Below are 26,687 nucleotides of genomic sequence, written 5' to 3'. Positions count from 1 at the left end.
CTCGATCGTCTTGTCAGCGCGGCTCACGCATTAAACAAAAGGCCGCGGCGCAGGGCAATACCGAACACGCGAGAATGCAACACCGAGGCGATGCTAGTGGCGCGGCCGATACAGTTCGCGCCAGGCAGAAAGCCGCTCGGCATAGGCATCGGTCAGCCCTGCGTCAGGTTCGAACGTCTCGATGCGCTGCGGCCGCGTGCACACTGCGGCCGTTGCCTCACCCGTGACAGCAAGCCGCCCCAATCTCGCCGCACCGAACGCCGCGCCGGTCTCACCTCCGGCAAAGCGATGGACCGGAACATTCAGCACGCTTGCCAGCACCGAGAGCCAGAACGGGGACCGTGAACCGCCGCCGATGATATCGGCCTCCGTGATCGCAATGCCGGCACCCGCGAGCGCATCGCGGCAGTCGGCAAGCGCGAAGGCAACGCCCTCGAGCACGGCCTGCACGATCATCCCGCGATCGGTACCATGGCTCAGTCCATCGAGCATGCCGCGCACGGCGGGATCGTCGTGCGGCGTCCGCTCACCCGCGAGATAAGGCAGGAAGCTCACGGGCGACGGCGCCTGCGGCCGCGATCCAAGCGGCGCCAGCAACTCGGCCTCCGCAACGCCGAACAGGCGCGCGATCCAGGCGAGGCAGGAGGCGGCCGAGAGGATCGCGCCAGCCTGAATCCACATGTCGGGAATGGCGTGGCAGAACGTATGCACCACGCGGTCCGGGTTGGCGGCGATTGTGCCGGTTGGTGCCAGCAAGGCACCCGAGGTTCCCAGCGACACGAACGCGGTTCCCGGCCGGATCGCGCCGATGCCAACGGCGCCCGCCGGATTGTCGCCGGCACCGCCCGCAATGATGGGCGGCCTGCGCATGCCCCAGCGCTGCGCGAGCTCGCCGCGCAGCGTCGTTGCGGGCGCACATCCCTCGACCAGACGCGGCATGTGATCGCGCGACAGGCCGGTCGCCGCCAGGGCCACATCCGACCAGTCCCGGCGCGCTGCGTCGAGCCACAGCGTTCCCGATGCATCCGAGACGTCCTCGATGGCCTCGCCACTCAGCACCAGGCGAAGGTAGGCCTTTGGAAGCAGAACGAGCTTCGTCGCCGCAAAAATGTCAGGCTCGTGGGTCGCGATCCAAAGCAGCTTCGGTGCGGTGAATCCCGGCATCGCCTTGTTGCCCGTCGTCGCACGCAAGTCGGGCCAGCGTCGTTCCAGCACACGACACTCGCCGGCGGAACGTCCATCGTTCCAGAGGATGCAGGGCCGCAACGGCCTCGCGCTCGCATCGAGCAGCGTGGCGCCGTGCATCTGGCCGGACAGTCCAATGCCTTCGACCGCCGCCAACGCGTCGGCATGCGACGCCTTCAGGGCGTCCAGCGTGGCAAAGGTTGCGTCGATCCACTGCGCCGGGTCCTGCTCGTAATAGCCGGGCTGCGGCGACGCCGTCGCGAGCGGCCGGCTCTCACTTGCAATCACGCGCTGGGCACCGTCGACGAGAACCGTCTTGACCGCCGAAGTGCCGAGATCGATGCCGAGATACATGGATGCGTTCCGTTCACTTCGCCGCGTCGATCCAGATCCCCGGCTCCGAATGCTCGCGGATGTGGCTGACCAGGAAGTCGGAAAACACCCTGATCTTGGCCGGCAGCCTGACGCGGTTTTGATAGGCGATGTTCATGGTGAGCAGCGGCAGCTCCCAGCCCTTCAGGACGGGCACCAGCCGGCCGGCCGCGATATCGCCCTGCACGATGTAAAGCGGCTGGATCAGGATGCCGAGCCCTGCGCGCGCTGCACCGCAGATGATCTGGCCGTCATTGCTGTCGAGCGTCGGCGCGATCCGGACCGTCTGCGTCGTGCTGCCCTGGCTCAGCCGCAGCGAATAGGGATCATTGGCGAGATTGTAGATCAGCATGTTGTGGCGGGCGAGATCGGTGGGATGCTCCGGCCGGCCGTGCTTCTCAAGGTAGGACGGAGCCGCCGCGAGCACACGATGCATCTGGCCGATGCGGCGGACGATGATGTTGGAATCCGGCTCGTGCTCCCGCGTGCGGATCGCGACGTCAATGCCGGCCTCGATGAAGTCGGGGTAGCGGTTTGCGCTGATGATCTGCACGTTGAGATTGGGATAGAGCGCGCGGAAGGCGGGCAGCATCGGCGCGAGGTAGATCATCGCGAAGGACAGCGAGCTCGTCACGCGCAGCATGCCCTTCGGCGATAGCGCGCGGTCGGAGACGGCGTCTTCCGCCTCGGCGAGCTCGTTCAACAGCGTGCTGCAACGCTGCAACAGCTCCTGCCCTGCTTCGGTCAGCCATTGGCGGCGCGTGTTGCGCTCGATCAGCCGGACCGCAAGCCGCTCCTCCAGCGCACTGAGATGACGGCTCGCGGCCGCGTTCGACATCCGCAGGATTTCGGCAGCCTTGGAAAGACTGCCGAGTTCAGCGGTTTTGGAGAAGACCTCGAGTTGGAGCAGCCGGTCCATTTTTGCAGAATAAGGAAAAGAGACTTACAAATTTTGACCTTTATTTCCGATTTCTGCAAGGCAAAATGACGCTAACGAAGCAAATCGCAGGCGAGGAAATCAGGAAATGTCGGGCCCGATCAGGCACATCGTGATGTGGCGGCTGCGCGGGGAGACCCCCGAGGAGCGCTCCGCCGCCCGGGTCAAGGTCAAGACCCTGTTCGAGGGCCTGCGCGGCCGGATCGACGGCCTTATCCATATCGAAGTCGGCGTGGACGTCAGCGATGTCGACTACGCCTGCGACGTGGTGTTGTTCTCCGAATTCGCCAACCAGGCCGCGCTGGCGGCCTATGCCACCCACCCGGAACATCTGCGCGTCCGCGAGGCGCTTGGCGACTTGCGGATCGGGCGTTTCCAGGTCGATTATCCCATCAAAGAGACCGGCGCATGATCGGTTCGTTCACCTTTGAAAACCTGCCCTGCCGCGTCGTGTTCGGCAGCGGTACGCTTGCCTCGGCCAAAGCCGAGGTGGAGCGGCTCGGCGGCAAGCGCGCACTGGTGCTGACGACGCCGCAGCAGGAGGCGCAAGGCGAGAGCCTAGGGGCCGCGCTTGGCCCGCTCCATGCCGGACTTTTCTCCGGCGCCACCATGCACACCCCGGTCGAGGTCACCGAGCGCGCCCTCGCGGCCATGAAGGCGTGCGAGGCCGACTGCGTCGTCTCGCTCGGCGGCGGTTCGACCACGGGCCTTGGCAAGGCCCTCGCCTTGCGCACCGGCGTCAATCAGCTCTGCATCCCCACCACCTATGCCGGCTCGGAGATGACGCCGATCGTCGGCCAGACCGAGAACGGCCTGAAGACCACGGTGCGCGATGCGGCCGTGCTGCCGGAGACCGTGATCTACGATGTCGACCTCACCCTGACGTTGCCGGCGGCCCTCGCCGCGACATCCGGCATCAACGCGATCGCGCATGCTGTGGAGGCGCTTTACGCGCGCGACACCAATCCCGTGACCTCGCTGATGGCGGAAGAAGGCATCCGCGCGCTGGCCCGCGCCCTGCCCGCCATCGCCGCCAGGAGCGACGATCGCGAGGCCCGGACCGAGGCGCTCTATGGCGCCTGGCTGTGCGGCGTCTGCCTCGGCACCGTCGGCATGGCGCTGCATCACAAGCTCTGTCACACGCTCGGCGGCACCTTCGATTTGCCGCACGCCGAAACCCACACCATCGTGCTGCCGCATGCGCTGGCTTACAACGCACCGGCTGTGCCGGACGCGATGGCGCGGATCTCGCGCGCGATCGGCGCTGCCGACGCATCGCAGGGACTTTTCGAACTTGCGAAACGACTGGGTGCGAAGGTCGCGCTACGCGACGTCGGGATGCCCGAGAGCGGCATCGACAGAGCGGCCGATCTCGCGGTGACGAATGCCTACTGGAATCCGCGTCCGCTCGAACGAAACGCCATTCGCGACCTGATCGCCCGCGCCTGGGCCGGCGAGCCGCCCAGCGCCATCAAAGCGGCGGCGTGAGACGATGCCGCGCACGCTGATCAGATCCGCGACCGTCATCAGCATGGATGACGCGATCGGCGACTTCGCTACCTGCGACGTGCTGGTTGAGGGCAGCCGTATCGCCGACGTGCGGCCGTCGATCGACCTCGGCAGCGGCGAGGCAGAGATCGTTGACGGCACCGGGCGCATCGTCATCCCCGGCCTCATCAACGCGCACATGCACACCTGGCAAACGGGCTTGCGCGGCTATGCCGCGAACTGGACGCTGCTGGAATATTTCCGCCGCATGCATGCCGGGCTCGCGACCGTGTTCCGGCCCGAGGACATCCACATCGCGACCCTCGTCGGCGCGCTGAACCAGATCAATTGCGGCACCACCACGCTGGTCGACTGGTGCCACAATAATCCGACGCCCGATCACACCGATGCCGCAGTGCGCGGCCTGATCGAGAGCGGCATCCGTGCCGCGTTTTTCCACGGATCGCCGAAACCGGAGCCGAAGCCGGGCGAGCCGCATTTCTCCGAGATCCCGCATCCGCGCCGCGAAGTCGAGCGGCTGCTGGCTGGCCCCCTCGCCGACCGCGACGGACTCGTGACGCTCGGGCTTGCGATCCTCGGCCCGCATTATTCGACCCTCGACGTCGCCATGCACGATTTCCGCCTGGCGCGAGACCTGAAGCTGATCGCATCGATGCATCAGGGTGGCGGCCCGGCCAAGACGCCTGGTGGCTGGGAGAAACTGATCGACGCGGGGCTGGTCGGCGCGGGCATCAACATCGTCCATGGCAACGACCTGCCTGATGATCTCTTGGATCGGATGGTCGATCTCGGCGTGTCCTTCTCGGTCACGCCGGAGAACGAGATGATCCAGGGCCACGGTTTTCCGATCACCGGACGGCTGCTGAAGCGCGGCGTTCGGCCGACGATCGGCATCGATCTGGAATCCGTGCTGGCCGGCGATCTCTTTTCTGCCGCACGCGTCGCGCTGTCGATGCAGCGGGCGCTCGACAATGCCGAGACGCGAAAAGCGAGCGGCACGATTCCGGCGACGACCACGATCCCCGTTCGCGAAGCGCTGCGCTGGATCACGACCGAAGGCGCGCGCATGCTCGGCCGCGAGAGCCAGATCGGGTCGCTGACGCCGGGCAAGCTCGCCGACCTTGTCATCATCAACGCGTCCGATCTCAACCTCTTCCCGGTGCACGATCCCGTCGCGACCGTCGTGATGCAGACGAGCCTCGCCAACATCGAGGCCGTCATGATCGGTGGCACCTGGAAGAAGCGCAACGGCCAATTGCTGGTTGACGGGCTGGAGACGAAGAAGCAGCTGCTCGCGCAATCCGGCCGGCGGCTAGTGCAGGCCATCGAACGACAGGGACGCGCCGCCTAGCGGCGCCAACGGACAAGAACAATGACAGACACTTCGAAAAAGGTCGCTTTCATCGGGATCGGCAAGATGGGCCTGCCGATGTCGGTGCTCGTCGCCAAGGCCGGTTATGCCGTCACCGCGTTCGATCAGAGCGCAGCACGGATCAACGAGGCGCGCGCACAAGGCATTTCGATTGCCGCCTCACCGGCCGAGGCCGTGAGCGGCAAGGCTACCGTCGTCACGTCCCTGCCCGATGACGCTGCCTTGCGCGGTGCGTTGCTCGGCCCCGCCGGCCTCATCGCTGCGATGGCGCCCGGAGCTGTGCTCATCGAGACCAGTACCGTGAGCGTCGAGGCCTCCACCGAGGTCGCCGCCGCTGCGCAGGCGCGCGGCATTGCCTATCTTCGCTCGCCGGTCTCCGGCAACGCCAGCATCGTTCATACCGGCGCGCTGACCTGCTTCGTCTCGGGGCCGAAGGACGCCTTCGACAACACAAAGCCAGTGTTCGCCGCTTTTACCCGCGCCCAGACCTATCTCGGACCGGCCGAGGAAGCGCGCTATGCAAAACTCTCCGTCAACCTGATGATCGCGGTGTCGGCGGCCATGATGGCCGAGAGCCTGGCACTGGCGCGCAAGGGCGGCATCGCCTGGCAGGACATCTTGAAAGTGCTGGACGACAGCGCGGTGGCTTCTCCCATGGTGAAGTACAAGACCGCGCCGCTGCGCACGCGTGATTTCGAATCCACCTTCTCCTGCAAGCAGATGGCCAAGGACCTCGATCTCATCCTCGGCGCCGGTCACGCCGTCGGCGTGCCGCTTCAACTCGCCGCGCAAGTGCGCGAGACCTATGGCTCGCTGGTCGCACAGGGCGACGGCGAGACCGACTTCATCGCGACCGTCAAGCATATCGAGCGTCTGTCCGGCCTCGGCGAACCGAAGCTCTGATCAACGGAGACACCCATGCGCAACTTCAACGAGACCACGATCACGGATGCGGTGCTGGAGCGGATCGCGGGGGCGACCGATCCCCGGATCAAAGAGGTCAGCGAGGCGCTGGTGCGCCACCTTCATGCCTTCGTCCGTGAGGTCCGGCCGACCCAGAAGGAATGGGAATACGGCATCGATTTCCTGACCCGCACCGGGCACATGTGCGACGACAAGCGCCAGGAGTTCATCCTGCTGTCGGATGCGCTCGGTGTCTCCATGCTGGTCGATGCGATCAACCATCCGGTACCGGAGGGTGCGACCGAGACGACGGTGCTCGGCCCGTTCTTCGTCCAGGCCGCGCCGGAGAAGGACAGCGGCGCCGACATCTCCGGCCCGATGGAAGGCGATCCGATGCTGGTCACGGGCTCGGTGTCGACCGTCGACGGAAAACCACTTGCGGGCGCTATCGTCGACGTCTGGCATTCCGACGACGACGGCTATTACGACGTGCAGCAGCTCGACGCCATCGGCGATCTCGCCATGCGCGCGCGCTTCCACACCGACGCCAATGGCCGCTTCCATTTCTGGTCGATCAAGCCCGCCGCCTATCCGATCCCACATGACGGGCCGGTCGGCGACATGCTGGAGGCGCAGGGCCGCCATCCCTGGCGTCCGGCGCACGTGCATTTCATGATCTCGGCGCCGGGCTTCGAGCAGCTCGTGACCCATGTCTTCGTGGCCGGCGACCAGTATCTCGACAGCGACGTGGTGTTCGGCGTCAAGGACAGCCTGATCCGCGAATTCGTCCGTCACCCCGCCGGCCGTGCGCCGGATGGTCGCATGGTGGAGAGCGAGTATTTTCATCTCAACTATGATTTCGGTTTGAAGCAGGTCGCGAGCAACGCGAGAGCCGCCTAAGCTTAAGCGGCGCCGGACCAGCAAGAGTCCGGCAACAGGGAGCAGACGGAGCTAAGGATGGGACCGCAGGTCAGCACGAGCATATTGGCCGACCGCCTTACCGGCATGATCGGCCCGCGCGCGAGCGTTGCGCGCGGCGTGCTCGATCAGCACGGGCAGAGCGAGTCGCACTACCGTAACCTGCCGCCCGACATCGTCGTCTTTCCTGAAACCACGCAGGAGGTCGCGGACATCGTGAAGATGTGCGCGAACGCAGGCACGCCGATCGTCCCGTTCGGCGTCGGCACCTCGCTCGAGGGCAATGCGGCCTCGGTCGCCGGCGGCGTCTGCTTCGACTTCGCGCGCATGAACAAGGTGCTGGCGATCCACGACAGCGACATGGATGTCGTCGTGCAGCCCGGCATCACGCGCAAGCAGCTCAATGCGGAGCTGCGCAACACCGGCCTCTTCTTCCCGATCGATCCCGGCGCCGACGCCTCAATCGGCGGCATGACCTCCACGCGCGCCTCCGGCACCATGGCGGTACGCTACGGCACCATGAAGGACAATGTCATGGCGCTGGAGGTGGTGCTGGCCGACGGCCGCGTGATTCGGACCGCGAAGCGCGCCCGCAAATCGGCCGCCGGTTACGACCTGACGCGGATGTTCGTCGGCGCGGAAGGCACGCTTGGCGTGATTACCGAGATCACGTTGAAGGTGCATCCCGTGCCGCAGGCGATCTCGGCCGCGGTCTGTAGCTTCGATACCCTGCACAACGCGGTCGACACCGCGATCTCCGTGATCCAGTCCGCGATCCCCGTAGCCCGCATCGAGCTGCTCGACGACGTCATGATGCGCGGCATCAACGCCTACGCGAAGCTCGGCTATCGCGAGGCCCCCACTTTGTTCTTCGAGTTCCACGGCTCGGAGACATCAGTCGCCGAACAGGCCGAGGCCGCGGAGGCGATCGCCGCCGATCATGGCGGCCACGGCTTTGCCTGGGCCAAGGCGCCGGAGGACCGCAGCCGACTCTGGCACGCCCGTGACAACACGCTCTATGCCGGCCTTGGCCTGCGGCCCGGCGCGCGCGCCGTGATCACCGACGTTTGCGTGCCGATCTCGCGGCTCGCGGAATGCCTGACCGAGACCCGGCGCGATGCGGACGAACACGGTTTTATCGCGCCGATCGTCGGCCATGTCGGCGACGGCAATTTCCACATGCTGATCCTGATCGATCCCGCCAAGCCCGACGAAGCCGAAGGCGCCAAGGCGCTGCAGGCCCGCATGGTCGCCCGCGCCATCGCCATGGACGGTACCTGCACCGGCGAGCACGGCATCGGGCTCGGCAAGATCGACTATCTCGCCGACGAGCTCGGCGAGGCCGTTGACGTGATGCGACAGGTCAAGACCGCGCTGGATCCCAGAGGCCTGATGAATCCCGGAAAGATCTTTGCGAGTGGAGCCAAGGCATGAGCGACGCGCTCCCGATCGAGGCCACAACGCCCACACCGCTGCTGGAGCTGCGGGGTATCAGCAAGGAGTTTCCCGGCGTCAAGGCGCTGGATGACGTATCCTTTGCCGTCTACCCCGGCGAAGTCCATATGCTGCTGGGTGAGAACGGCGCCGGCAAATCGAGCCTGATGAAGGTGCTGTGCGGCGCGTACCACGCGGACGCCGGCGAGTTCTACCACAACGGCGAGAAGGTCGCGATCTCTTCGACCGCCGATGCGCAGAAGCTCGGCATTGCCGTGATCTTCCAGGAATTCTCGCTGGTCCCCTATCTCGATATCGCCCAGAACATCTTCCTCGGCCGCGAGCCGAAGGGCCGCATCCCCGGCACCATCGACCGGCGCAAGATCCTGGCCGACGCCAGGCGCGTGCTCGGCACGATCGGTTTCGACATCGATCCCTCCACCACAGTCGACAAGCTCGGCGTCGCGCAGCAGCAGATGGTCGAGATCGCGAAGGCAATCAGCCAGAATGCCCGCATTCTCGTGATGGATGAGCCGACCGCGGCGCTGTCCGACCGCGAGACCGAGCTGCTGTTCGCGCTGATCGCGCGGCTGAAGGCCGACGGCGTGTCCATCGTGTACATCTCGCACCGGATGGCTGAGGTGTTCGCGCTCGGCGATCGCATCACCGTGCTGCGCGACGGCCGCCGCATCGACGGTGTCCGACCCGCGGACGTCACGCCGGACCAGCTCGTGCGCATGATGGTCGGCCGCAACGTCGACATGACCTATCCGCGCAATTTCGCCGACAAGCCCGGCGAGATACTGCTCGAGGTCAAGGGCCTGACCGCATCGACCGGCATCTCCGACATCAACATCGAAGTGCGCCGGGGCGAGATCGTTGGCCTGTGCGGCCTGGTCGGCTCCGGCCGCAGCGAGGTTGCGCGCGCCATCTTCGGCGCCGATCCCGTGACATCGGGCGAGATCATCTTCGACGGCAAGGCCATTGCCGGCGAGCCGGACCTCGCCACCCGCCGCGGCATCGCGCTGATCCCGGAGAGCCGCAAGAGTGAAGGTCTCGCGCTGCTGCGCTCGGTGAGCGACAATTTGGTGGTGTCGGCGCTGCGAAAGCTGTTCCCAAGCGGCCTGTTCGACCAGCGTGGCGCACAGCGTACGTCCGATAGCCTGATCAGGCAGCTGAGGATCGCCACGCCGAGCGCGCGGCAGACCGTCGGCCTGCTCTCGGGCGGCAACCAGCAGAAGGTCGTGATCGGCAAATGGCTGGCTGCCGGCTCGAAGCTCTTCATCTTCGACGAGCCGACGCGAGGCATCGACATCGGTGCCAAGTCCGAGATCTTTGCCCTGATCGACCGCCTCGTCGCGGAGGGCGCGGCCGCCCTGATGATCTCGTCCGAACAGGTCGAGATCTGCCATGTCTGCGACCGCGCCTATGTGATGCGCGAGGGGCGCATCGCCGGGCACCTGACGCGCAACGAACTGACCGAGGAGAACATCGTGCGACTGGGGATGCATCATGCGTGAGGCCGCAGTCATTTCACAACCCAACCCGCTCCAACGCATTCCCGGCGTTGCCATGGTGCTGGTGCTGCTGATCGCGCTGTTCAGCGCGATCGCGCCCGGCTTCCTGTCGGTCGCCAACCTCTCCAACGTGCTGGTGCAGTCGACCATCCTCACCATGCTCGCGCTTCCGATGACGCTGATCATCATGACGGAGGGGCTGGACCTGTCGATGGGCGCGGTGCTGACGCTGACCTCGCTCTGCGTCGCCATCGTGTCGCTCGCGACCAAGTCGATGCTGCTTGGGCTCGGCGCCGGGCTTCTCGTTGGCGCCGCCTTCGGCATCGCCAACGGCTGGCTGGTCGCGATCCTCGGCATCCCGCCCTTCGTCGCGACGCTCGGCACGCTCGGCATGGCGCAAGGGCTGTCGCTGATCGTCAGCGACGGCCAGAGCGTCGTCGGCATCCCGCACAGTGTGCGCGACATCTACTCCGCGACGCTGCTCGGCGTGCCCGTGCCGATCGTGATGGCGCTCGTGACCTATGCGGCGTTTCACGGCCTGCTCTATCACACCCGCTTCGGCACCTACATTTTCGCACTCGGCGGCAACCGCGAGGCGCTGCGCTATGCCGGCCTGTCGCCGAACCGGCTGCTGATCGCGGTCTACGCGATCGGCGGCGCCATGGCCGGCATCGCCGGTCTGCTGATGACGGCCCGGATGAATTCCGGCCATCCCACCGCCGGCCTCGGTCTCGAATTCGATGCCATCGCAGCCGTCGCGGTTGGCGGCACTTCGTTCGAGCGCGGCAATGGCTGGCTGCTCGGCACCGTGCTCGGTGTGATCGCGGTGGGCGTGCTGCGCAATGGGCTGAACCTGATCTCGCTGCCGTCCTCGGTGCAGGTCGCAAGCGTCGGCGTCCTCGTCATCGTTGCCCTGTTCCTCGATGGTCTTCGGAGCCGCGCATGACCGACATCACCAAGGATGCCATCGCGCCGCCGCGCTCGTTCCTGTCGCAGGATGCGATCCAGCTGTTCTACCGCCTGCTCGCGGCGCTGCTGATCTGTGCGGTGCTCGCCGTGCTCAGCGATTCCTTCCTGAGCCTCGGCAACATCCTCAACGTGCTGCGGCAGGCGAGCCTGACCTTCTTCATCGCCTCCGGCCTGACGCTGGTGGTGCTGACCGCCGGCCTCGATCTGTCCGTCGGCGCCAATGTCGCGCTGTCCGCCTGTATCGCCGGGACCGTGATCCACAAGACCGGCTCGCCCGCGCTCGGCATTCTCACCGGGCTTGCCTGCGGCGGCATCGTCGGTCTCCTCAACGGCATCATGGTCACCGCGCTGCGCATCCCCTCCTTCATCGCCACCTATGGCATGCTCTGGGTGCTGAACGGCCTCACCTATTGGTACATGGCGGGCGAGACCCTGCACGGCTTCCCGGCCGGCTTCCGCCAGATCGGCAGCGGCTATCTGTTCGGCCTGCCGATCCCGGTCTATCTGCTGCTGGTGTTCCTCGGAATCGGGACGCTGTTCGCGCAGCGGACGATCTGGGGCCAGGAGATCTACGCGATCGGCGCCAATCCGGTGGCGGCGCGCCTCTCCGGCATCCCCGTCGCGCGGCGCCTGCTGCTGGTCTATGCCGTGTCCGGCACCATGGCGGGGCTTGCTTCGATCATCTTCCTGTCGCGGCTGAATTCCGCGGAGGCCGACATCGGCGAAAGCCTGACGCTGCCCGCGATCGCGGCCGTGCTGATCGGCGGCACCTCACTGTTCGGCGGGGTCGGCACCGTGTTCGGCACGTTTATCGGCGCGCTGATCCTGACGCTGGTGCTGAACGGCATGAACCTGCTCTCGGTCAGCGCCAACTGGCAACCGCTGGTCACCGGCATCATCGTCATTCTCGCGGTCTGGCTCGACATGAAGACCCGCCGCCGCGCGCAATGAGCTCTTAGAAATCCAACAAGCAAAATGAGGGATGGAGGCAACATGAGACAGAAACTGGGCTATCTGGCGCTGCCGCTGCTGATGGCGGCCGCGTTCACCACCGAGGTTCGTGCCGACGGCGAGACCATCGCCGTCTTCACAAAGAACCAGACCAATCCGTTCTTCCAGACGGTGCGGGTGGGCGCCGACAACATGGCGAAGACGCTGAACGCGAAGACGCTGCAATACATCCCGACCAAGCCGGACTCGATCCCCGAGCAGCTCAGCCAGATCGAGGACGTCGTGGTGAAGAAGCCGAGCGCTATCGTGTTCACGCCGGTCGACTACAAGGCGATGGTGCCGGGAGTCGAGAAGATCAACGAGGCAAAGATCCCCGTTGTCAACATCACCGACCGCTCCGCCGGCGGAAAGTTCCTCTCCTTCGTCGGCGCCGACGATTACAGCCTTGGCCTGGAGACCGCGCGCTTCCTGCTCAAGACGCTGGGCGGCAAGGGCAACATCGTCATCATCGAGGGCGTCAAGGGTTCGCTGACCAATGTCGACCGCGTCCGCGGATTCAACGATGCACTCAAGGAAAGCCCGGGCGCCAAGCTGCTGGCCTCGCAGCCCGGCAACTACCAGCGGCTCCAGGCACTTCAGGTCATGGAGAACCTGATGCAGTCGAACTCGCAGATCGACGGCGTGCTCGCCGCCAACGACGCCATGGCGGTCGGCGCGATCGAGGCGCTCGACGGTGCGAACCGCAAGGCGCAGGTGATCGGCATCAACGGCACCAAGGAGGCGATCGACGCGATCAAGTCCGGCAAACTGCTTGCAAGCGGCGACTACAACGGATTTGCGCAAGGCTGCCTCGGCACCATGATGGCGATCCGGTCCTTGCGCAACCAGCCTGTCATCGCCGAGATCGTGCTGAAGCCGACCGTCATCACCAAGGACAATTACCAGCCGTTCGACGTGCCACTGGAGCAGCGGACCTGCCCGACCTTCGAGGACGCCGCCAAGCTCAGCGCGAAATAAGCCAGCCGATCACCGCAAATCCGGACGGCCGCTCCCGCGGCCGTCCCAAGAACTGAAGTAAGAAACGGAGACCATCATGCTGTTCGCCATTCACGCCCTCGACCGCACCGGCGCGCTGTCGACCCGGCTCGCCAACTACGACGCCCACAAGGCTTTCCTGAGCGACACCTCGCGCTTTGGGGTCAAGATCGTGGTGTCGGGGCCGCTCGTCTCCGACGATGGCCAGACCATGATCGGCAGCCTGTTCCTGATCGAGGCGTCGGGCCGGACGGAGGTCGAAGCCTTCAACCGCGCAGATCCCTTTGCCGCGGCCGGCATCTGGGAAAAGGTCACGATCACGGGCTTTCTGCGTCGCCAGGGCTGAGAGATCTCAACGCTGGCGCCTCAAGCACCACATACGGTCATCCGACCATCCGTATCGATCAGGCGCGCCGCGTCTGCGTCGGGCGCGCAGCCGCGGCTGAATGAGCCTCGACCTCTCGGAGAAGCATAGTAGGTTTCGCTCGCCGGGGATCTTGCCTACACCACCGGCACGGCGTGCATCAGTCGGCCCATTCGGGATCCGCCGTAAAGGCGATGGTAAGCCAGCGATCGGGATTGTCATCGCCGATCGCTTCACCGGTCTCGTCGCGAATGCGGTCCCAGTCCTGCAGCCGGGTTGGCGGCCAGTCCGTCGGCACGATGAAATTGAGCTCGATCTGCCTGCCGCGGCCCACCCTGGCCACATAACAGCGGTAGGACAGGAAGCCGTGGCGCCGCACAATCTCGCTCGCGACCTCATCGACATGCTGCTTGAGATCGGACGGCGTGACCAACAGGATATCCGCCAGCGCCTGCCTTATCGTTCTGGCCGGAATCGGAATGATCACCAGGCACACCAGCCCCAACACTGCCGGGTCGATATAGGGCGACACCCATTCGAGGCTTGATCCCTGGATCATGAGGCCGAAGACGAAGGCTACGAGCAGAGCGGCGCCAAGAGCCGCCGACATCAGCCATGCCTTGGCGTCGAGTGCGACGAAGTCCGATTTGAACTTCCGGTTCGCTGCGCGGGTAAAGATGGTCATGGCAACCGCGATGATCAACGTCACCACCGGGTAGACGACGGCATGATCAAAGGCGAGCGGACGCCCGCCCGTCATAATGCTGCCGACCGCGTTGATGAATCCGTAGATCGACGCTCCCGTCAGCAGCATGCCGTTCAGGCCGAGGACCATGGGCTCCAGGTGCCAGAAACCCATGGTGAAGTGCTTGACCAGATTGCTCTTGGCGGGACCGCTCGCCGTTGACGATACAATCAGGTTCGAGACGAACAAGGCGAGGACCGTCATGGTGGCGCTTGTCAGCCCGTAGACACCGTCAAACACAATCACGAAGGAGCCCGACAGGAGGCCGAACAGGATGCCGAAGCCGGACAAAAGAAGCGTGACGGCAATGGAGATGCGGAGGACGCCTTGTTCCGTCTTCAACGTCCTGTCCTTTGGTTCCGTGCGATACGGCGTTTGCGGCGCCGAAACGACCGTGCCGCCGGAATTGTCGCTCCGATCGCCCTCTTCAGGGTGCAACCAGCTTCTTGCGGATCGCATAACGGACCAGCTCGGCGGTGGATGACATCCTGAGCTTGCGCATTGCGGATGCACGGTGGGTCTCGACCGTCTTCACGCTCAGCTTCAGGATCGCGCTTATCGACCTGTTGGTGTGGCCCTCAGCGATCAACTGGACCACGCTCTGCTCGCGCGAGGTCAGCAGCATGTCGGCCCGGTTCTGCTTGTTCGCCTGGTAGTCATGAAGCAGCTTCTCCAGCAGGATGCTGGTGAAGTACGGTCCGCCGTCGAGCAAGGCTTCGATGGCGGAAATGAGGTGCTTGCGGGCATCGGACTTGAACAGGAAGCCGCGCACCCCCGCCAGAATGGCTTCGGTCAGAAGCTCTTCGCTTTCGTGCATCGTCAAGATCAGGATTTCGGTGCGAAGGTGGAGCGCCTTGAGGCGGCGGCTGACCTCCAGGCCGTTCATGATGGGCATTGAGTAGTCGACGATCACGATGTCCGGCCTGGTTTCCAGCGCGAGCGCGACAGCCTGCTCCCCGTTGGTCGCCTCGCCGCTCACGATCCAGTTGGAACGCGTTTCAACGATCGCGCGAAGTCCGGAGCGCACGACTTCATGATCATCCGCAATCAAGATGCGTTTCACGGTCGTTCCCGTTTGCCCAGAGGCCTTCCCGGTGGTCAACGGCGGCAAACCGGCAGCAAAGACGATCAATCATACGGCCTGCCGGTGGAATGGTTATCCGACAAAACCCTGAGATCTCGCGGCGAAGGTACTCAGGCCCCCGCAGCCGATGTCTGCATTCAGGCGTCGATCAACCCGGCACGAACGGCATAACGGACGAGGCCCGCCGCCGAGCTCACCTCCAGCTTGCGCATTGCCGCTGCCCGATGGGTTTCGGTCGTCTTGACGCTGAGGTTGAGGATCGCGCTGATCCCTTTGTTGCTGTACCCCTCCGCAACCAGCTTGACGACCAGCTGTTCACGGGCCGTGAGCTCGTGACATCGCTCGCCGTCAGTGCTCGGCTTGCGATCAAGATCCGTCAAACGACTTCTGGTGCAGAAGGGCCTGTGCAGCAGCAGCGACTCGACGGCCGCGAGCAGCAGCTTGTTCGCATCCGACTTCACCAGGAATGCACGGGCGCCGGCCTCGAATGCCTGCTGCGCGAGCAGACCCGAATTATGTACGGTAAAGATCAGGACTTCCGTCTGCAGCGGATAATCCCTGATCCGCCGCGCCACCTCCACGCCTGTCATACGCGGCATCGAGAAGTCGACGATGGCGACGTGAGGACGGCTCTCGATCGCGGCGGCCACCGCCTTGCCGCCGTCATTCGCCTCGGCCACCACCTCCCAGTCGGCACGTTGTTCGAGCACCGCCCTCAGGCCCGACCGTACCGCTTCGTGATCGTCCGCAATGAGAAACCGCTTCATGGCAGCACTCCAGCATCTTCGCATTGGCACAGCCGACCCGGCCTGCCGCCGCGAGGCTAATGTTTCTTCGTCAAATGCGCGCCTGCGCGGGCTGCTATCGTCGTTGCGCTCCTTCGTCTAGTCCCCCTGCTCGCGGCGAGGCAATGCGGAAACACTGCGCACAAGACGGTCCCGGAATGCGGCACCGTCCGATTGGATCGGATATCGAGCGTACCTCCGATCCCACGCAACCTCGCCCGCATCGCGGGGATTCCGACGCCGATCGATACAGCTTTGTGGCCGCGCCTGCCGAGATCAATCGGGAGTCCGCGCCCATTGTCGCTGACCCTCAAATGAAAGTGGCCATCGGCCGTCTCGATGACGATGGTCACCTCCGTCGCCTTCGCATGACGGAAGACGTTCGTCAGGGCTTCCTGGACGACGCGCAGCAGCGTGCGCTTCGTCGCGTAAGGCAGCCGATCGACGTCCGACACGATATCGACCGTCACCCGCAGCGACGTGCGCGCCGCAAATCCCTCCGCGTATTGCTCAATCGTGGCCTTCAGCCCCTCACCCGCCAGATTCCGCGGATGCAAGAGATAGGCAAAAGCACGGATTTCCCGGAGGGCCTCATCGATCGAGCCATCGATCTCGTCGCAAAGCCGCTCGGCCCAGACCGATTGGCCAAGATTGCTCCGGATTCGCATAAGACCGAGACTCGCGGCGATCAGATGCTGACAAGTTGAATCGTGGAGATCGGACGCGATCCGCTGCTGGATGCCCTCCTGAATGGTCACCAGGCCAACATTCAAATCGGGCCGGTCACCGCATTCTCCGGCAAGGTCTTCGAAGGGCCCATCGCACATGGGACGGTGGCTTCCGATCAACAGGACCACACTGCCGATCTCGGGACCTCCGACAGGCATCACGATCGTTTCCATGGTGCGCAGCGTACCGCCAAGCGCGAGGCGCTGGCGGATCTTGATCTCCCTTCTTTCGGCGAGACATGCCTGAAGCGCCTCGCAGACAGATCTGGCGTCATCTCCGTTCAGGCAATCAGACACATCCATGTCGCGGACGTCTTCCGATGCGAGGCCGAGATGAGACTCGAACGCAGGATTGATGCCTTCATATGCAAAGCGCTCTCCGAAGGATCGGCGCACGACGAACAGGAGATCCGTCGAAGACGTCCAATGGAGCTCGCTGATCGATTCTTGCGCGCCGACTCGCAACCAGTTCCTAGGGCCGGTTTGATCGGACTCGCTTGCAAGGGAGCCATGTGCCTTCACGGTACGCACTCACAATTCCGTCGACTCCGCGATATTGAAACAATATCGAGGGTCTTCTCCCGCCCCGCCCCGTGGCAAGACATCCACACCGAACCGGAAGACGTGCGCCCTTGGGGCCGACCGATTATACATCCTCCGGACTACCCACACCATCAGGTAGTATTCCCCCTGATTTAAAATCTCGAATTTGTGATTTGCGCGCTGCAGAGGGCGATATGCAGTTTGCGCCATACCAGCGGCGTCAATTCGGTGCGACGAAGAATCAACGATGCTGGATCGGGGCCCCGAAACGCGCTCGACAAGGTGGTTGCGATGAGGTGCGATGGGCACTGCCCGAACATCGCCGGGCGCACTAAAGCGCGATGAGGATGAATCGTCATCGCGCTTTAGGTTATTGTTTGAGCATGATCTTTTCGGAAAACCGCTGCACACTTTTCCGGATCATGCTCTATTGGCTCACTGGGGCCATTGCACAGGGTTGCGTGACTGGACTAGCGACTGCTCTCGTGCCGGACTTCTTTTTCCATCTTTGCGCTATGCTGGCGCGCGTGTTAGTGCACCGCGCCTAAATCACCGGTTGATTCAATCGTTCATTGTTTCGTAAAAGGCCGAAAGCGCTCGCTATCGCCATGCACCTAATAGTCGACCGCATCCCGGACGATCGGGCAGGTCATGCAGTGGCCGCCGCCGCGACCTCGCCCGAGCTCAGCGCCGACGATGGTGATCACCTCGATCCCCTCCTTGCGCAGCAGCGTGTTGGTATAGGTATTGCGGTCATAGGCGAAGACGACGCCCGGGGCGGCGCAGACGAGATTGGCTCCACTGTCCCATTGGGTTCGTTCGCGCATGTAGGCGTTGCCCCCGGTCTCCACCACGCGCAGCTTCTTCAGGCCCAGCGCCTCCGCCACGACGTCGACGAAGGGCTTCTCATCCTTGCGCAGCTCGATGCCGGAGGAATTGTTGGCCGGCCGATAGGAAAAGGCGGCGATGTTGTTCACGATATCCGGATAGAGCAACACGCAATCCCTATCGGCGAAGGTGAAGACGGTATCCAGGTGCATCGCCGCGCGGAGCTTGGGCATGGCCGCCACGATCACGCGCTCGGCCGCCTGCTTCTTGAACAAGGCCGCGGCGAGCTGGCTGATCGCCTGTCTCGACGTCCGCTCGCTCAGTCCGATCAGAACGTTCCCTTTGCCGATCGGCATCACATCGCCGCCCTCCAGCGTGGCCAAGCCGTGATCCCGGGTCGGATCACCCCACCAGACGTTGACCTTGCCGGCAAAATCCGGATGGAACTTGTAAATGGCGGCCGCAAGAATCGGCTCCTCGTGGCGCGCCGGCCAGAACAGCGAATTCAGCGTCACGCCGCCGTAGATCCAGCAGGTCGTGTCGCGCGTGTACAACGTATTGGGAAGCGGCGGCAGCAGGTATTCCGTCATGCCTGCCGCCTCTCTGATCAGCTTGAGCATCTCGCCGCCATGGGCCTCGGGAAAGTCGTGGGTTGACAACCCGCCGATCAAAGTCTCCGCCAGTTCGCGCGGCTTGAGGCTTTCCAGATAGCCGCGGAGCTCGTCGATCAGCCCAAGGCCGACCTGGTTTGGAACGATCTGGTTGTCGAGTATCCACTTTCTCGCTTCCGGGATCGCCACAGTATCTGTGAGCAAGTTGTGCATCTCCACGACCTCGATGCCGCGGTCGCGCATCTTCTGCACGAAATCGAAATGATCGCGCTTGGCATTGTCGACCCACAGCACATCGTCGAACAGCAGCGTGTCGCAGTTTGTCGGCGTGAGGCGCTGATGGGCGCGGCCCGGCGAGCAGACCATCACCTTGCGCAACTGGCCAACTTCCGAATGAACACCGAAGGCGGTCCCCGAGTCGGACGTCTGCTTTGCCATGAACGATCCCTCCGGAAATACGGGCCTAGATGGTGATGTAGCCGGTGGCCAGGCCGTGGACGCCGACGACGGCGCCAATCGCGGCTGCGATGAAGATGACCCATTCGACCAGTGTGAAGACCTTTGCCTTCTGTTCGAGTCGTGCCCAGAAGTAGAGGGCCGTGCCCGGCGCGTAGAGGATCGCCGACAGCAACAGGAATTTCATTCCGGCGGCATAGATGAGGAACAGCGTGTAGGCGGTCGCGATGCCGGCAAAGACCAGATCACGCCTGCGGTCGCCCGCGTCCTTCTTGTAGGACTCGCCACGTTTGGCGAGCAACAGGCCGTAGGCCGCGACAAGGAAGAACGGAATGAGCGACATGACGCTCGTCAGATTGAGCATCAGCGAGAACGCATCCTGCGACCAGTAAGTGCTGATGACAAACAGCTGGACGATTACATTGGTCAGCCACAGCGCGGCAGCCGGCACCTTGTTGGCGTTCTCAGTTCCGAACAGTCGCGGCATGTCCCTGGTCCGGCCGGCCGCGGACAGCACTTCGGCACAGATCAGGGACCAGGCGAGATAGGCTCCCAAGACCGAGACCAGAAGGCCGATGCTGACGAAGACCGCGCCCCAATGCCCCACCACCGCCTCCAGAACCGTGGCCATCGACGGTTGCCGCATGTCGGCGATCTCCGCGCGCGGCAGCACGGCATAGGGCAGCATGGTCACGAGCACCATGAGGCTCGTCACCATCACGAAGCCAAGGATCGTCGCAGCGCCGACATGCGCGCGTTCCTTGGCGTAACGCGAATAGACGCTCGCGCCTTCAATGCCAAGAAAGACAAACACGGTGACCAGCATGGTCGCCCGGATCTGCTCGAACAGGCCCGACTGGGGCATGCCCTCGCCGCCCCAGAAATTGGCGCGGAACAGATCGATCTTGAAGGCGACGATCAGGATGACGATGAAGACCAGAATCGGGACGATCTTCGCGATCGTGACGATCGTATTGATGGCTGCGGCCTGCTGCACGCCCCGCAGGATCATGAAATGGAACAGCCAGATTCCAATGGATGCGACGATGATCGCGGCAATCGTATTGCCATCGCCGAAGATCGGAAAGAAGGCTCCGAGGGTCGACTTGATCAGAACCCAGTAGGAAACGTTGCCGATGCAACTCCCGATCCAGTAGCCGAACGCCGACAGGAAGCCAGGATAGTCGCCAAAGCCCGCTTTGGCGTAGGCATAGACGCCGGCATCGAGATCGGGCTTTCGCTCGGCCAGCGTTTGAAAGACGCGTGCCAGCATGTACATGCCACCACCGGCGATACACCAGGCGAAGATGGCGCCGAACGGACCGGTTGCGATTCCAAAGGTTCGCGGCAGCGAGAAGATGCCCGAGCCGACCATGGAGCCGACGACCATTGCGGTGAGTGCGAATAGCGAGAGCTTCTGAGCAGATGGCGTCTCGGTCATATGAAGGCCCCGAACCGCAAGCGGCGGCCACGTTTCGGCCGGCGAGCCCTGACCATGCGCCGCGGGTCGGGCGCGGCCTATCGGGTGATCACCTAATCGAACTCAGGGATTACCCTCGTCCTTGATCCGCCGCGGGCGCCCCCTCCTTCTCGCCGAACCAGGCCACATACACTGTCGGCAGAAGGACCAGCGTCAGAATGGTCGCGACCAGCAGACCCCCCATGATCGCAATGGCCATCGGCCCCCAAAATACCGTCGGCGCAATTGGAATCATGCCGAGGACGGTCGAGACGGCCGTCAGCATGATCGGACGAAATCGGGAGCTGCTGGCATCCACCGCGGCTTCCCACGGGCCTTTCCCCTGCGCACGCTCCACCTCGATCTGTCCGAGCAGGATCACCGCATTCTTGCTGATCATGCCGAGCAGCGCGAGAACGCCGAGGATCGCGACGAAGCCCAGAGGCCGCCCGGCCAGCAACAGCGCCGCGACGACTCCGATGAGACCGAGCGGCGCAACGCTCACGACCATCAGCAGTCGCGGGAAACTCTGCAATTGCAGCATCAGGACAGTGAACATGACGAACAGCATCATGGGCACGACGGCCATGACGGAAGCTTGCGATTTCCGGCTTTCCTCGACCGTGCCGCCGACCACCACGTGATAGGACGGCGGAAGCGTCTTCCCAAGGTCGGCGATGGCCGGCGCCAGCGACTTGACGACGGCGTCCGGCAATACGCTGTCGGGAATGGCGGCCCGGACCGTGAGCGTAGGAACGCGGTTGCGCCGCCAGATCAGCGGAAATTCCTGATCGTATTCAAACGAGGCGAGTTGACTCAGCGGAACGGTGTTTCCGCCCGGAATCGGCACCTCCAGGGTCCGCAGGCCCGCCAGCGAGACGCGCTGCTCGTCATTGGCGCGCGCCATCACGCTGATCAGGTAGATATCGTCCCGCACCTGCGTCACGGCTGTGCCGGATATCACCGTGTTGAGAACCGCTGAAATGGCCTGCGAACTGAGGCCAAGCAGCCGAGCCTCATCCTGGTTGACACGAATACGCAGCTGGCGATCGGGCTCCATCCAATCGAAATTCACACTCCTGGCGCTCGGGTCGGAGGCGACGATCTGCGCGACCTTGAGCGCGATGTCACGCACGCGCTCCACGTCCGGGCCACTGACGCGATACTGCAGCGGCCATCCAACCGGCGGACCAAGGCCGAGCGGCGAAACCGAGGAGACGGCGTTCGGAAGTTCTTCAGAAAGGAACCGTTTCAACTTCGCGAGCAGGCGCTCGCGCGCCGCCACATCCCTGGCCACGACGACCGCCTGCGTGAAGAAGTCGTTGGGCAATTCCACGTTGAGCGGCAGATAGAAGCGGATCGCGCCGCGCCCGACATAGGTGCTCCAATGTGCGACGTCGGGATCACCCGTCAGCACCGCATCCAGCCGCTTGGCCGCCGTTTCGCTGGCGCGGATGGATGCGTTCTGCGGCAGACTGAGATCGACCAGAAGCTCCGGCCGATCGGACAGGGGAAAGAACTGCTGCGGAACGAGCGGAAGCGCGAGCATGGACGCGATGAACAGCGCGACCGTCCCGCCGATGGTCAACCATTTGGCACGGATCGCCCGTATCAGGAACTTTCTGTAGAGCCGAAAAATGCCTCCGGGTGCGGTAGCGCCCTGCTGCGGAGGGACCAGGATGACGGCGCCGAGCAACGGCGCAAAGAAGACTGCGACGAACCAGGACGCCAGAAGCGCGATCGCAACCACCACAAACAACGAGAAGGTGTATTCGCTCGCCGCGCTTGCAGCAAAGCCGACGGGAATGAAGCCGGCTATGGTCACGAGCGTGCCCGCCAGCATGGCAAGCGCGTGGACGCGATAGGCATAGGTCGCCGCCTCGATCTTGCTGTCGCCCAGGGCCAGCCGGTTGAGCGTGGCGTCGGTCGTCGTCATGGCATCATCCACCAGCAGCGCCAGCGCCACGATCAGCGCGCCCAGCGATATCCGCTGCATATCGATGCGCAGGAGCTCCATGACCGGAAATACGATTGCGAGCGTGAGCGGAATCGCCAGCGCAATGATGAGGCCAGGACGAATGCCGAGACTGATGAAGCTGACGACGAGAATGATGGCGATTGCCTGGCCGAGCGACGTCATGAACTCGCCGATCGCCTTGCTCACCACGACGGACTGGTCGGCGACGAGGCTCGGCTCGATGCCGATCGGAAGGTCGGCGGTGATCATCGCCATCGTCTGCTTGATGTTCCTGCCGAGAGCAAGGATATCCCCGCCGTCGCGCATGGCCACCGCTAGCCCGATTGCGGGATGGCCGTTGATCCGAAACAGCGGCTGCGGCGGGTCCGCGTAACCCCGCCGGACCGTCGCCAGATCGCTCAGGCGGAGCATGCGACCGCCGGCCGCGAAGTTGATATCGGCGACGTCCTGCTCGGACCGGAAGCTTCCCGACACCCGAAGCGAAATTCTCTCTGTGCCGGTCTGGATCGTTCCGGACGGCATCACGACGTTTTGCGCCTGCAGTGCAGCGATCAGAGCGGCCCGATCGACACCGAGGTTTGCGAGTTCCTGCTTGGAGAATTCAACGAAGATCACTTCGTCCTGCGCAGCCAGCAGCTCGATTTTGGCGACGTCCGGTACGCCCAGGAGACGCGAACGGATCGCCTCGACGTGATCGCGCAGCTCGCGCTGGGTAAAACCATCGCTGGTAAAACCGTAGACGATACCGAATGTATCGCCAAAATCGTCGTTGAACGCCGGCCCGACAACACCTGCCGGCAGAGTGTGGCGGATATCCCCGATGGTCTTGCGCACCTGGTACCAGGTGTCGGCGACGTCCCTCGCATTGGCGCTTCCCTCGAGGTTCACGAAAATCGTCGTGAGCCCCGCGCCGGTGAAGCTGCGCAGGAAGTCCAGGTGCGGCGTCTCCTGCAATTGGCGCTCGAGCCGTTCCGTCACCTGCTTCATCGTCTCTTCGGCCGTCGCCCCCGGCCAGGCCGCCTGAACGACCATGGTCCGGATGGTGAAGGCGGGATCCTCATTCCGCCCCAGCCGGAAGTACGACAGGACGCCGGCAACGACCGCCACGAGCATGAGGTAGATGACGAGGGAGCGGTGCTTGAGCGCCCATTCCGAAAGGTTGATCCCGGTCATGGCTCTGATCCGAGCACACGCACCTTCTGACCGGGATGAAGTGCCTGAACGCCAGCAGTGACGACGATCTCGCCGGTATCCAGTCCCTGCGAGATGATCACCTGCGCCTGATCAAATCGCTGGACTTCGACATTCCGGACGGAGACCCTGTTGGTCGAGGGATCGAGAACCCAGACAGCCGGCTGCTGATTCATCCTGGTCAACGCCGTCGCCGGAACATCGATCATCGGTCCGTTGCTGGCTTCAACGCGGCCCACCACGGTCGCGCCGAGCCGCATCGCGGTCGGCGGATCCGTGAGACCGACCCTGACCTCGAAGGTCCGCGTGACGGGATTGGCCTGCGCGGCGACCTGGCGAATGCGTCCGTGCGCCGCCACTTCCGAATCGTTGGTCAGGTTAACGGTCACGCGCAGACCGGCGAGCGCACCTCTCACCAATTGAGCGGGCACGTCGAAGACCGCATCGCGACCATCCTGTCGCGCAATCCGCGCGATCATCTGTCCGGCCTGGACGACCTCGCCGGCGGCGGGCCCGGTCTCGGTGATCTTGCCCGGCGCATCGGCGCGCAGTTCGGTAAACCCGACCTGGTCGTGGGCGGAGCTTACCTGGGCCTGCGCCGCATCGACCTGGGATTGGGCCGTCTGTTGCGCCTGCGTCGCCGCCTCGAAATTGGCGCGCGTGGTCCAGCCTTGCGCCAACAGCGTCTGTTGGCGCTGGTAATGGTTGCTGGCCTGCGTAAGCTGGCCTTGCGCTGCCACGAGCGCTGCCTGCGCCTGCCGCAACGCGCTCAATTCGTTCTGGGACTCCAGTTGCGCCAGAAGCTGGCCGGCTTCGACGCGATCACCAAGCCGGGTATCGTTCGAAAGCAGCCGCCCGCCGATCCGGAACGCAACGCTCACCTCGTCCTCGGCCTCGATGCGCCCGGTGAACGTGAGCGGCGTCAACTGCTCGCGCTTCTCGACCGTCGTCGTGCGAACCGGCCGTGGCGCCGGCGTAGCCTCCTTGGCCGCGTCCCTCTCGCAGGCGCTCAGCAGCAGCGCTGCCAACCCTGCGAGAAGCGTCGTGTTCAGGGGTCGCGTCGGCATGACATGATCACCGGTCAACTACCCGGTAATGATTTTGTCCAGAAGCTGTCTGGCTTGTATCGGTAAATCTACTGAGCGGCCGCGACCACAATCGGAGATGAGTCCGGCAATGCTCGGAGGATTCCGGTGATCAGGCGATCACCCGATATCGCGTACGCCGCGAGTGGTGCATATTTGGCACCTGCTACCGCTGCGACGCGCGGTGCATTGGACCAAGCAGCCGGTGGCGCGACGAAGCGCCGTGCGCCGCCCGGCCTCAAGATGCATGCAGCACGTACGCTTTGCGGGTATCGGGACATTCACCGGCTGGCTCCAGGGTTTCCTCTGATCCCGGAGGCGACGCGCCTGCGATAGCGTCGGCGTCCATGTTCCGGCTCTGCACTTGCTTTGACCCAACGGGAGGCCTCCATGTCCGATCTTGTCGCCATCGTGTATCCATCCGAAGCAAAGGCCGAAGAAGTGCGCCAGCGCTTGCTCAAGCTCCAGAAGGAATATCTGATCACGATCAGCGACGCCGTGATCGCCGTGAAAACGGAATCAGGCAGCATCAAGCTCAATCAGCTCGTCAACACGACCGCTATGGGCGCAATGACGGGGAGCTTCTGGGGGCTTCTCATCGGCGTCATCTTTCTCAACCCGATCCTCGGCGTCGCAGTGGGCGCGGCTTCCGGTGCGCTTGGCGGCGCGCTTTCGGACTTCGGCATCGACGATTCATTCATGAAGAGCCTGTCAACCAGCCTCCAGCCCGGCAACGCCGCGCTGTTCGTCCTGATCAAGCACATGACCGCGGACAAGGTGATCAAGGAGATCAAGGATGCCGGCGGCGTCGTGCTCAAGACGTCCCTGGACGAAACCAAGGAAAAGGTGCTGCGCGACGCACTCGCCAGCGTGGTGGAGCGGCCGGCGGCCTGAGCCGCCGCCCCTCGCGTCTCAGCGTCGTCCGCCCGCGAGACGCAGCAGCATCATGAAAAGGTTGAGGAAATTGAGATAGAGCGACAGCGCGGCGATGATCGACTTGCGGCCAGCGGAAGTATGGTTATCCGCGCTGTCGTACATCGCCTTGATCCGCTGCGTATCGTAGGCGGTCAAGCCGGCAAATACGCCGACGCCCACGATCGAGATCAGCCAGTCGAGCGCGGTCGACCAAAGAAACAGGTTGACCACGCTGGCGATGATGATCCCGATCAGGCCCATGAACAGGAATGTACCCAATCCGGAAAGGTCGCGTTGGGTCGTGTAGCCCACAAGGCTGAGCGCTCCGAACATCGCTGCCGCGATGAAGAAGACGCGCGCGATCGACGAGCTGGTGTACATGTGCAGCAAGATCGAAAGCGATATCCCGACCAGGGCTGCATAGACGAAGAACAGGAGCCGCGCCGTCGATACCGACAGAGTGTTGATGCGCGAGCCAATGAAGAACACCAAGGCGAGCGGCGCCAGGATGAAGACCCACATCAACGGGCTCTGCAGCAGTGCGGGACCGGTGACCTCATAGGTCAGCCAGGCGACGACGGCAGTCGAGCCGACGCCTCCGGCCATGTAGGCGTAGATTCGCAGCATGTAATCGCGCAATCCGGCGTCTACCGTGATCGCGCTGCCGGCCGTGCCTCCAGCCGTCAGTTTCTGATCGTAATCCGACATCGCATGCCTCCTGTGGGTCCGTGTGGAGCAACGCTAGGCTTGGAACCTGCGTGGCAACATCGGACAATCACCCGAAGGCGGCCGGCGAAAACCACCCGGCTCCCG

Annotated in this window: 23 protein-coding genes; 12 read left to right on the top strand and 11 right to left on the bottom strand. The window is 64.0% G+C overall.

The features are described from left to right. Positions 1-93: 93 nt before the first annotated feature. Together xylB and GPL20_RS19310 are read right to left on the bottom strand one after the other, a co-directional pair. Entirely contained in the window at positions 94-1,539 is a 1,446-nt protein-coding gene (gene xylB / locus GPL20_RS19315) for a xylulokinase (RefSeq protein WP_157331088.1), read from the bottom strand. A gap of 13 nt (positions 1,540-1,552) precedes the next feature. After that, positions 1,553-2,476, bottom strand: coding sequence for a LysR family transcriptional regulator (locus GPL20_RS19310; protein ID WP_157331087.1), 924 nt, complete (start codon positions 2,474-2,476; stop codon positions 1,553-1,555). 106 nt (positions 2,477-2,582) lie between these two features. On the opposite strand from GPL20_RS19310, the gene GPL20_RS19305 reads away from it, so the two are divergent. The 11 genes from GPL20_RS19305 (at position 2,583) to GPL20_RS19255 (ending at position 13,448) form a co-directional block, all read left to right on the top strand. After that, positions 2,583-2,906 (top strand): Dabb family protein, encoded by a 324-nt coding sequence (locus GPL20_RS19305; RefSeq protein WP_157331086.1) that lies wholly within the window; start codon positions 2,583-2,585, stop codon positions 2,904-2,906. After that, positions 2,903-3,982, top strand: coding sequence for a maleylacetate reductase (locus GPL20_RS19300; protein WP_157331085.1), 1,080 nt, complete (start codon positions 2,903-2,905; stop codon positions 3,980-3,982). The genes GPL20_RS19305 and GPL20_RS19300 overlap by 4 nt, the downstream gene beginning before the upstream one ends. Positions 3,983-3,986: 4 nt before the next feature. After that, positions 3,987-5,354 (top strand): amidohydrolase family protein, encoded by a 1,368-nt coding sequence (locus GPL20_RS19295; protein ID WP_157331084.1) that lies wholly within the window; start codon positions 3,987-3,989, stop codon positions 5,352-5,354. A gap of 21 nt (positions 5,355-5,375) precedes the next feature. Then, positions 5,376-6,278, top strand: coding sequence for an NAD(P)-dependent oxidoreductase (locus GPL20_RS19290; RefSeq protein ID WP_157331083.1), 903 nt, complete (start codon positions 5,376-5,378; stop codon positions 6,276-6,278). Positions 6,279-6,293: 15 nt separating this feature from the next. Then, positions 6,294-7,178: an intradiol ring-cleavage dioxygenase gene (locus tag GPL20_RS19285; RefSeq protein ID WP_157331082.1), complete on the top strand. Its 885-nt coding sequence runs from the start codon at positions 6,294-6,296 to the stop codon at positions 7,176-7,178. 57 nt (positions 7,179-7,235) lie between these two features. Continuing rightward, positions 7,236-8,630, top strand: a complete 1,395-nt coding sequence (locus GPL20_RS19280) for an FAD-linked oxidase C-terminal domain-containing protein (protein WP_157331081.1) — start codon at positions 7,236-7,238, stop codon at positions 8,628-8,630. Continuing rightward, the gene (locus GPL20_RS19275; protein ID WP_157331080.1) at positions 8,627-10,150 is read left to right on the top strand and encodes a sugar ABC transporter ATP-binding protein; all 1,524 of its coding nucleotides are present in this window, start codon (positions 8,627-8,629) and stop codon (positions 10,148-10,150) included. The genes GPL20_RS19280 and GPL20_RS19275 overlap by 4 nt, the downstream gene beginning before the upstream one ends. Further along, complete coding sequence (locus GPL20_RS19270; RefSeq protein WP_157331079.1) at positions 10,143-11,093, top strand: ABC transporter permease; 951 nt, start codon at positions 10,143-10,145, stop codon at positions 11,091-11,093. The genes GPL20_RS19275 and GPL20_RS19270 overlap by 8 nt, the downstream gene beginning before the upstream one ends. Next, positions 11,090-12,067: an ABC transporter permease gene (locus GPL20_RS19265; protein ID WP_157331078.1), complete on the top strand. Its 978-nt coding sequence runs from the start codon at positions 11,090-11,092 to the stop codon at positions 12,065-12,067. The genes GPL20_RS19270 and GPL20_RS19265 overlap by 4 nt, the downstream gene beginning before the upstream one ends. Positions 12,068-12,109: 42 nt before the next feature. After that, positions 12,110-13,084: a sugar ABC transporter substrate-binding protein gene (locus tag GPL20_RS19260; protein WP_167533107.1), complete on the top strand. Its 975-nt coding sequence runs from the start codon at positions 12,110-12,112 to the stop codon at positions 13,082-13,084. Between the two features lie 76 nt (positions 13,085-13,160). Then, positions 13,161-13,448 (top strand): YciI family protein, encoded by a 288-nt coding sequence (locus tag GPL20_RS19255; RefSeq protein WP_157331076.1) that lies wholly within the window; start codon positions 13,161-13,163, stop codon positions 13,446-13,448. Between the two features lie 178 nt (positions 13,449-13,626). On the opposite strand, the gene GPL20_RS19250 is transcribed toward GPL20_RS19255, so the two are convergent. The 8 genes from GPL20_RS19250 to GPL20_RS19215 form a co-directional block, all read right to left on the bottom strand. Beyond that, positions 13,627-14,553, bottom strand: a complete 927-nt coding sequence (locus GPL20_RS19250) for a cation diffusion facilitator family transporter (protein WP_157331075.1) — start codon at positions 14,551-14,553, stop codon at positions 13,627-13,629. Between the two features lie 85 nt (positions 14,554-14,638). Continuing rightward, positions 14,639-15,274, bottom strand: coding sequence for a response regulator (locus tag GPL20_RS19245; protein WP_254125313.1), 636 nt, complete (start codon positions 15,272-15,274; stop codon positions 14,639-14,641). A gap of 158 nt (positions 15,275-15,432) precedes the next feature. After that, on the bottom strand, positions 15,433-16,062 hold the full coding sequence (locus GPL20_RS19240; protein ID WP_167533106.1) for a response regulator: 630 nt from the start codon (positions 16,060-16,062) through the stop codon (positions 15,433-15,435). A gap of 56 nt (positions 16,063-16,118) precedes the next feature. Continuing rightward, complete coding sequence (locus tag GPL20_RS19235; protein ID WP_309143216.1) at positions 16,119-17,339, bottom strand: sensor histidine kinase; 1,221 nt, start codon at positions 17,337-17,339, stop codon at positions 16,119-16,121. Positions 17,340-17,965: 626 nt separating this feature from the next. Next, complete coding sequence (arcA, locus tag GPL20_RS19230; RefSeq protein WP_157331073.1) at positions 17,966-19,228, bottom strand: arginine deiminase; 1,263 nt, start codon at positions 19,226-19,228, stop codon at positions 17,966-17,968. 25 nt (positions 19,229-19,253) lie between these two features. Then, entirely contained in the window at positions 19,254-20,687 is a 1,434-nt protein-coding gene (locus tag GPL20_RS19225; RefSeq protein WP_157331072.1) for a basic amino acid/polyamine antiporter, read from the bottom strand. Positions 20,688-20,796: 109 nt separating this feature from the next. Next, on the bottom strand, positions 20,797-23,856 hold the full coding sequence (locus tag GPL20_RS19220; protein WP_157331071.1) for an efflux RND transporter permease subunit: 3,060 nt from the start codon (positions 23,854-23,856) through the stop codon (positions 20,797-20,799). After that, positions 23,853-24,941, bottom strand: coding sequence for an efflux RND transporter periplasmic adaptor subunit (locus tag GPL20_RS19215; protein ID WP_157331070.1), 1,089 nt, complete (start codon positions 24,939-24,941; stop codon positions 23,853-23,855). The genes GPL20_RS19220 and GPL20_RS19215 overlap by 4 nt, the downstream gene beginning before the upstream one ends. A 408-nt stretch (positions 24,942-25,349) precedes the next feature. Here GPL20_RS19215 and GPL20_RS19210 point away from each other — a divergent pair, with 408 nt between their 5' ends. Continuing rightward, complete coding sequence (locus GPL20_RS19210; protein ID WP_157331069.1) at positions 25,350-25,853, top strand: DUF1269 domain-containing protein; 504 nt, start codon at positions 25,350-25,352, stop codon at positions 25,851-25,853. An 18-nt stretch (positions 25,854-25,871) separates the two neighbouring features. On the opposite strand, the gene GPL20_RS19205 is transcribed toward GPL20_RS19210, so the two are convergent. Then, positions 25,872-26,582: a Bax inhibitor-1/YccA family protein gene (locus GPL20_RS19205; protein ID WP_157331068.1), complete on the bottom strand. Its 711-nt coding sequence runs from the start codon at positions 26,580-26,582 to the stop codon at positions 25,872-25,874. Positions 26,583-26,687 lie beyond the last annotated feature (105 nt).

Source organism: Bradyrhizobium cajani, assembly GCF_009759665.1.
GTDB lineage: Bacteria > Pseudomonadota > Alphaproteobacteria > Rhizobiales > Xanthobacteraceae > Bradyrhizobium > Bradyrhizobium cajani.
Note: the sequence above shows the minus strand (reverse complement) of the source record. Positions and strands in the feature narration are given on the sequence as shown.

Coding starts and splice junctions, on each gene's coding strand:
- GPL20_RS19220 (WP_157331071.1), bottom strand. CDS start 23,856: ATGACCGGGATCAACCTTTCGGAATGGGCGCTCAAGCACCGCTCCCTC.
- arcA (WP_157331073.1), bottom strand. CDS start 19,228: ATGGCAAAGCAGACGTCCGACTCGGGGACCGCCTTCGGTGTTCATTCG.
- xylB (WP_157331088.1), bottom strand. CDS start 1,539: ATGTATCTCGGCATCGATCTCGGCACTTCGGCGGTCAAGACGGTTCTC.
- GPL20_RS19265 (WP_157331078.1), top strand. CDS start 11,090: ATGACCGACATCACCAAGGATGCCATCGCGCCGCCGCGCTCGTTCCTG.
- GPL20_RS19295 (WP_157331084.1), top strand. CDS start 3,987: ATGCCGCGCACGCTGATCAGATCCGCGACCGTCATCAGCATGGATGAC.
- GPL20_RS19310 (WP_157331087.1), bottom strand. CDS start 2,476: ATGGACCGGCTGCTCCAACTCGAGGTCTTCTCCAAAACCGCTGAACTC.
- GPL20_RS19215 (WP_157331070.1), bottom strand. CDS start 24,941: ATGCCGACGCGACCCCTGAACACGACGCTTCTCGCAGGGTTGGCAGCG.
- GPL20_RS19300 (WP_157331085.1), top strand. CDS start 2,903: ATGATCGGTTCGTTCACCTTTGAAAACCTGCCCTGCCGCGTCGTGTTC.
- GPL20_RS19255 (WP_157331076.1), top strand. CDS start 13,161: ATGCTGTTCGCCATTCACGCCCTCGACCGCACCGGCGCGCTGTCGACC.
- GPL20_RS19225 (WP_157331072.1), bottom strand. CDS start 20,687: ATGACCGAGACGCCATCTGCTCAGAAGCTCTCGCTATTCGCACTCACC.
- GPL20_RS19275 (WP_157331080.1), top strand. CDS start 8,627: ATGAGCGACGCGCTCCCGATCGAGGCCACAACGCCCACACCGCTGCTG.
- GPL20_RS19290 (WP_157331083.1), top strand. CDS start 5,376: ATGACAGACACTTCGAAAAAGGTCGCTTTCATCGGGATCGGCAAGATG.
- GPL20_RS19270 (WP_157331079.1), top strand. CDS start 10,143: ATGCGTGAGGCCGCAGTCATTTCACAACCCAACCCGCTCCAACGCATT.
- GPL20_RS19210 (WP_157331069.1), top strand. CDS start 25,350: ATGTCCGATCTTGTCGCCATCGTGTATCCATCCGAAGCAAAGGCCGAA.
- GPL20_RS19305 (WP_157331086.1), top strand. CDS start 2,583: ATGTCGGGCCCGATCAGGCACATCGTGATGTGGCGGCTGCGCGGGGAG.
- GPL20_RS19240 (WP_167533106.1), bottom strand. CDS start 16,062: ATGAAGCGGTTTCTCATTGCGGACGATCACGAAGCGGTACGGTCGGGC.
- GPL20_RS19205 (WP_157331068.1), bottom strand. CDS start 26,582: ATGTCGGATTACGATCAGAAACTGACGGCTGGAGGCACGGCCGGCAGC.
- GPL20_RS19280 (WP_157331081.1), top strand. CDS start 7,236: ATGGGACCGCAGGTCAGCACGAGCATATTGGCCGACCGCCTTACCGGC.
- GPL20_RS19260 (WP_167533107.1), top strand. CDS start 12,110: ATGAGACAGAAACTGGGCTATCTGGCGCTGCCGCTGCTGATGGCGGCC.
- GPL20_RS19285 (WP_157331082.1), top strand. CDS start 6,294: ATGCGCAACTTCAACGAGACCACGATCACGGATGCGGTGCTGGAGCGG.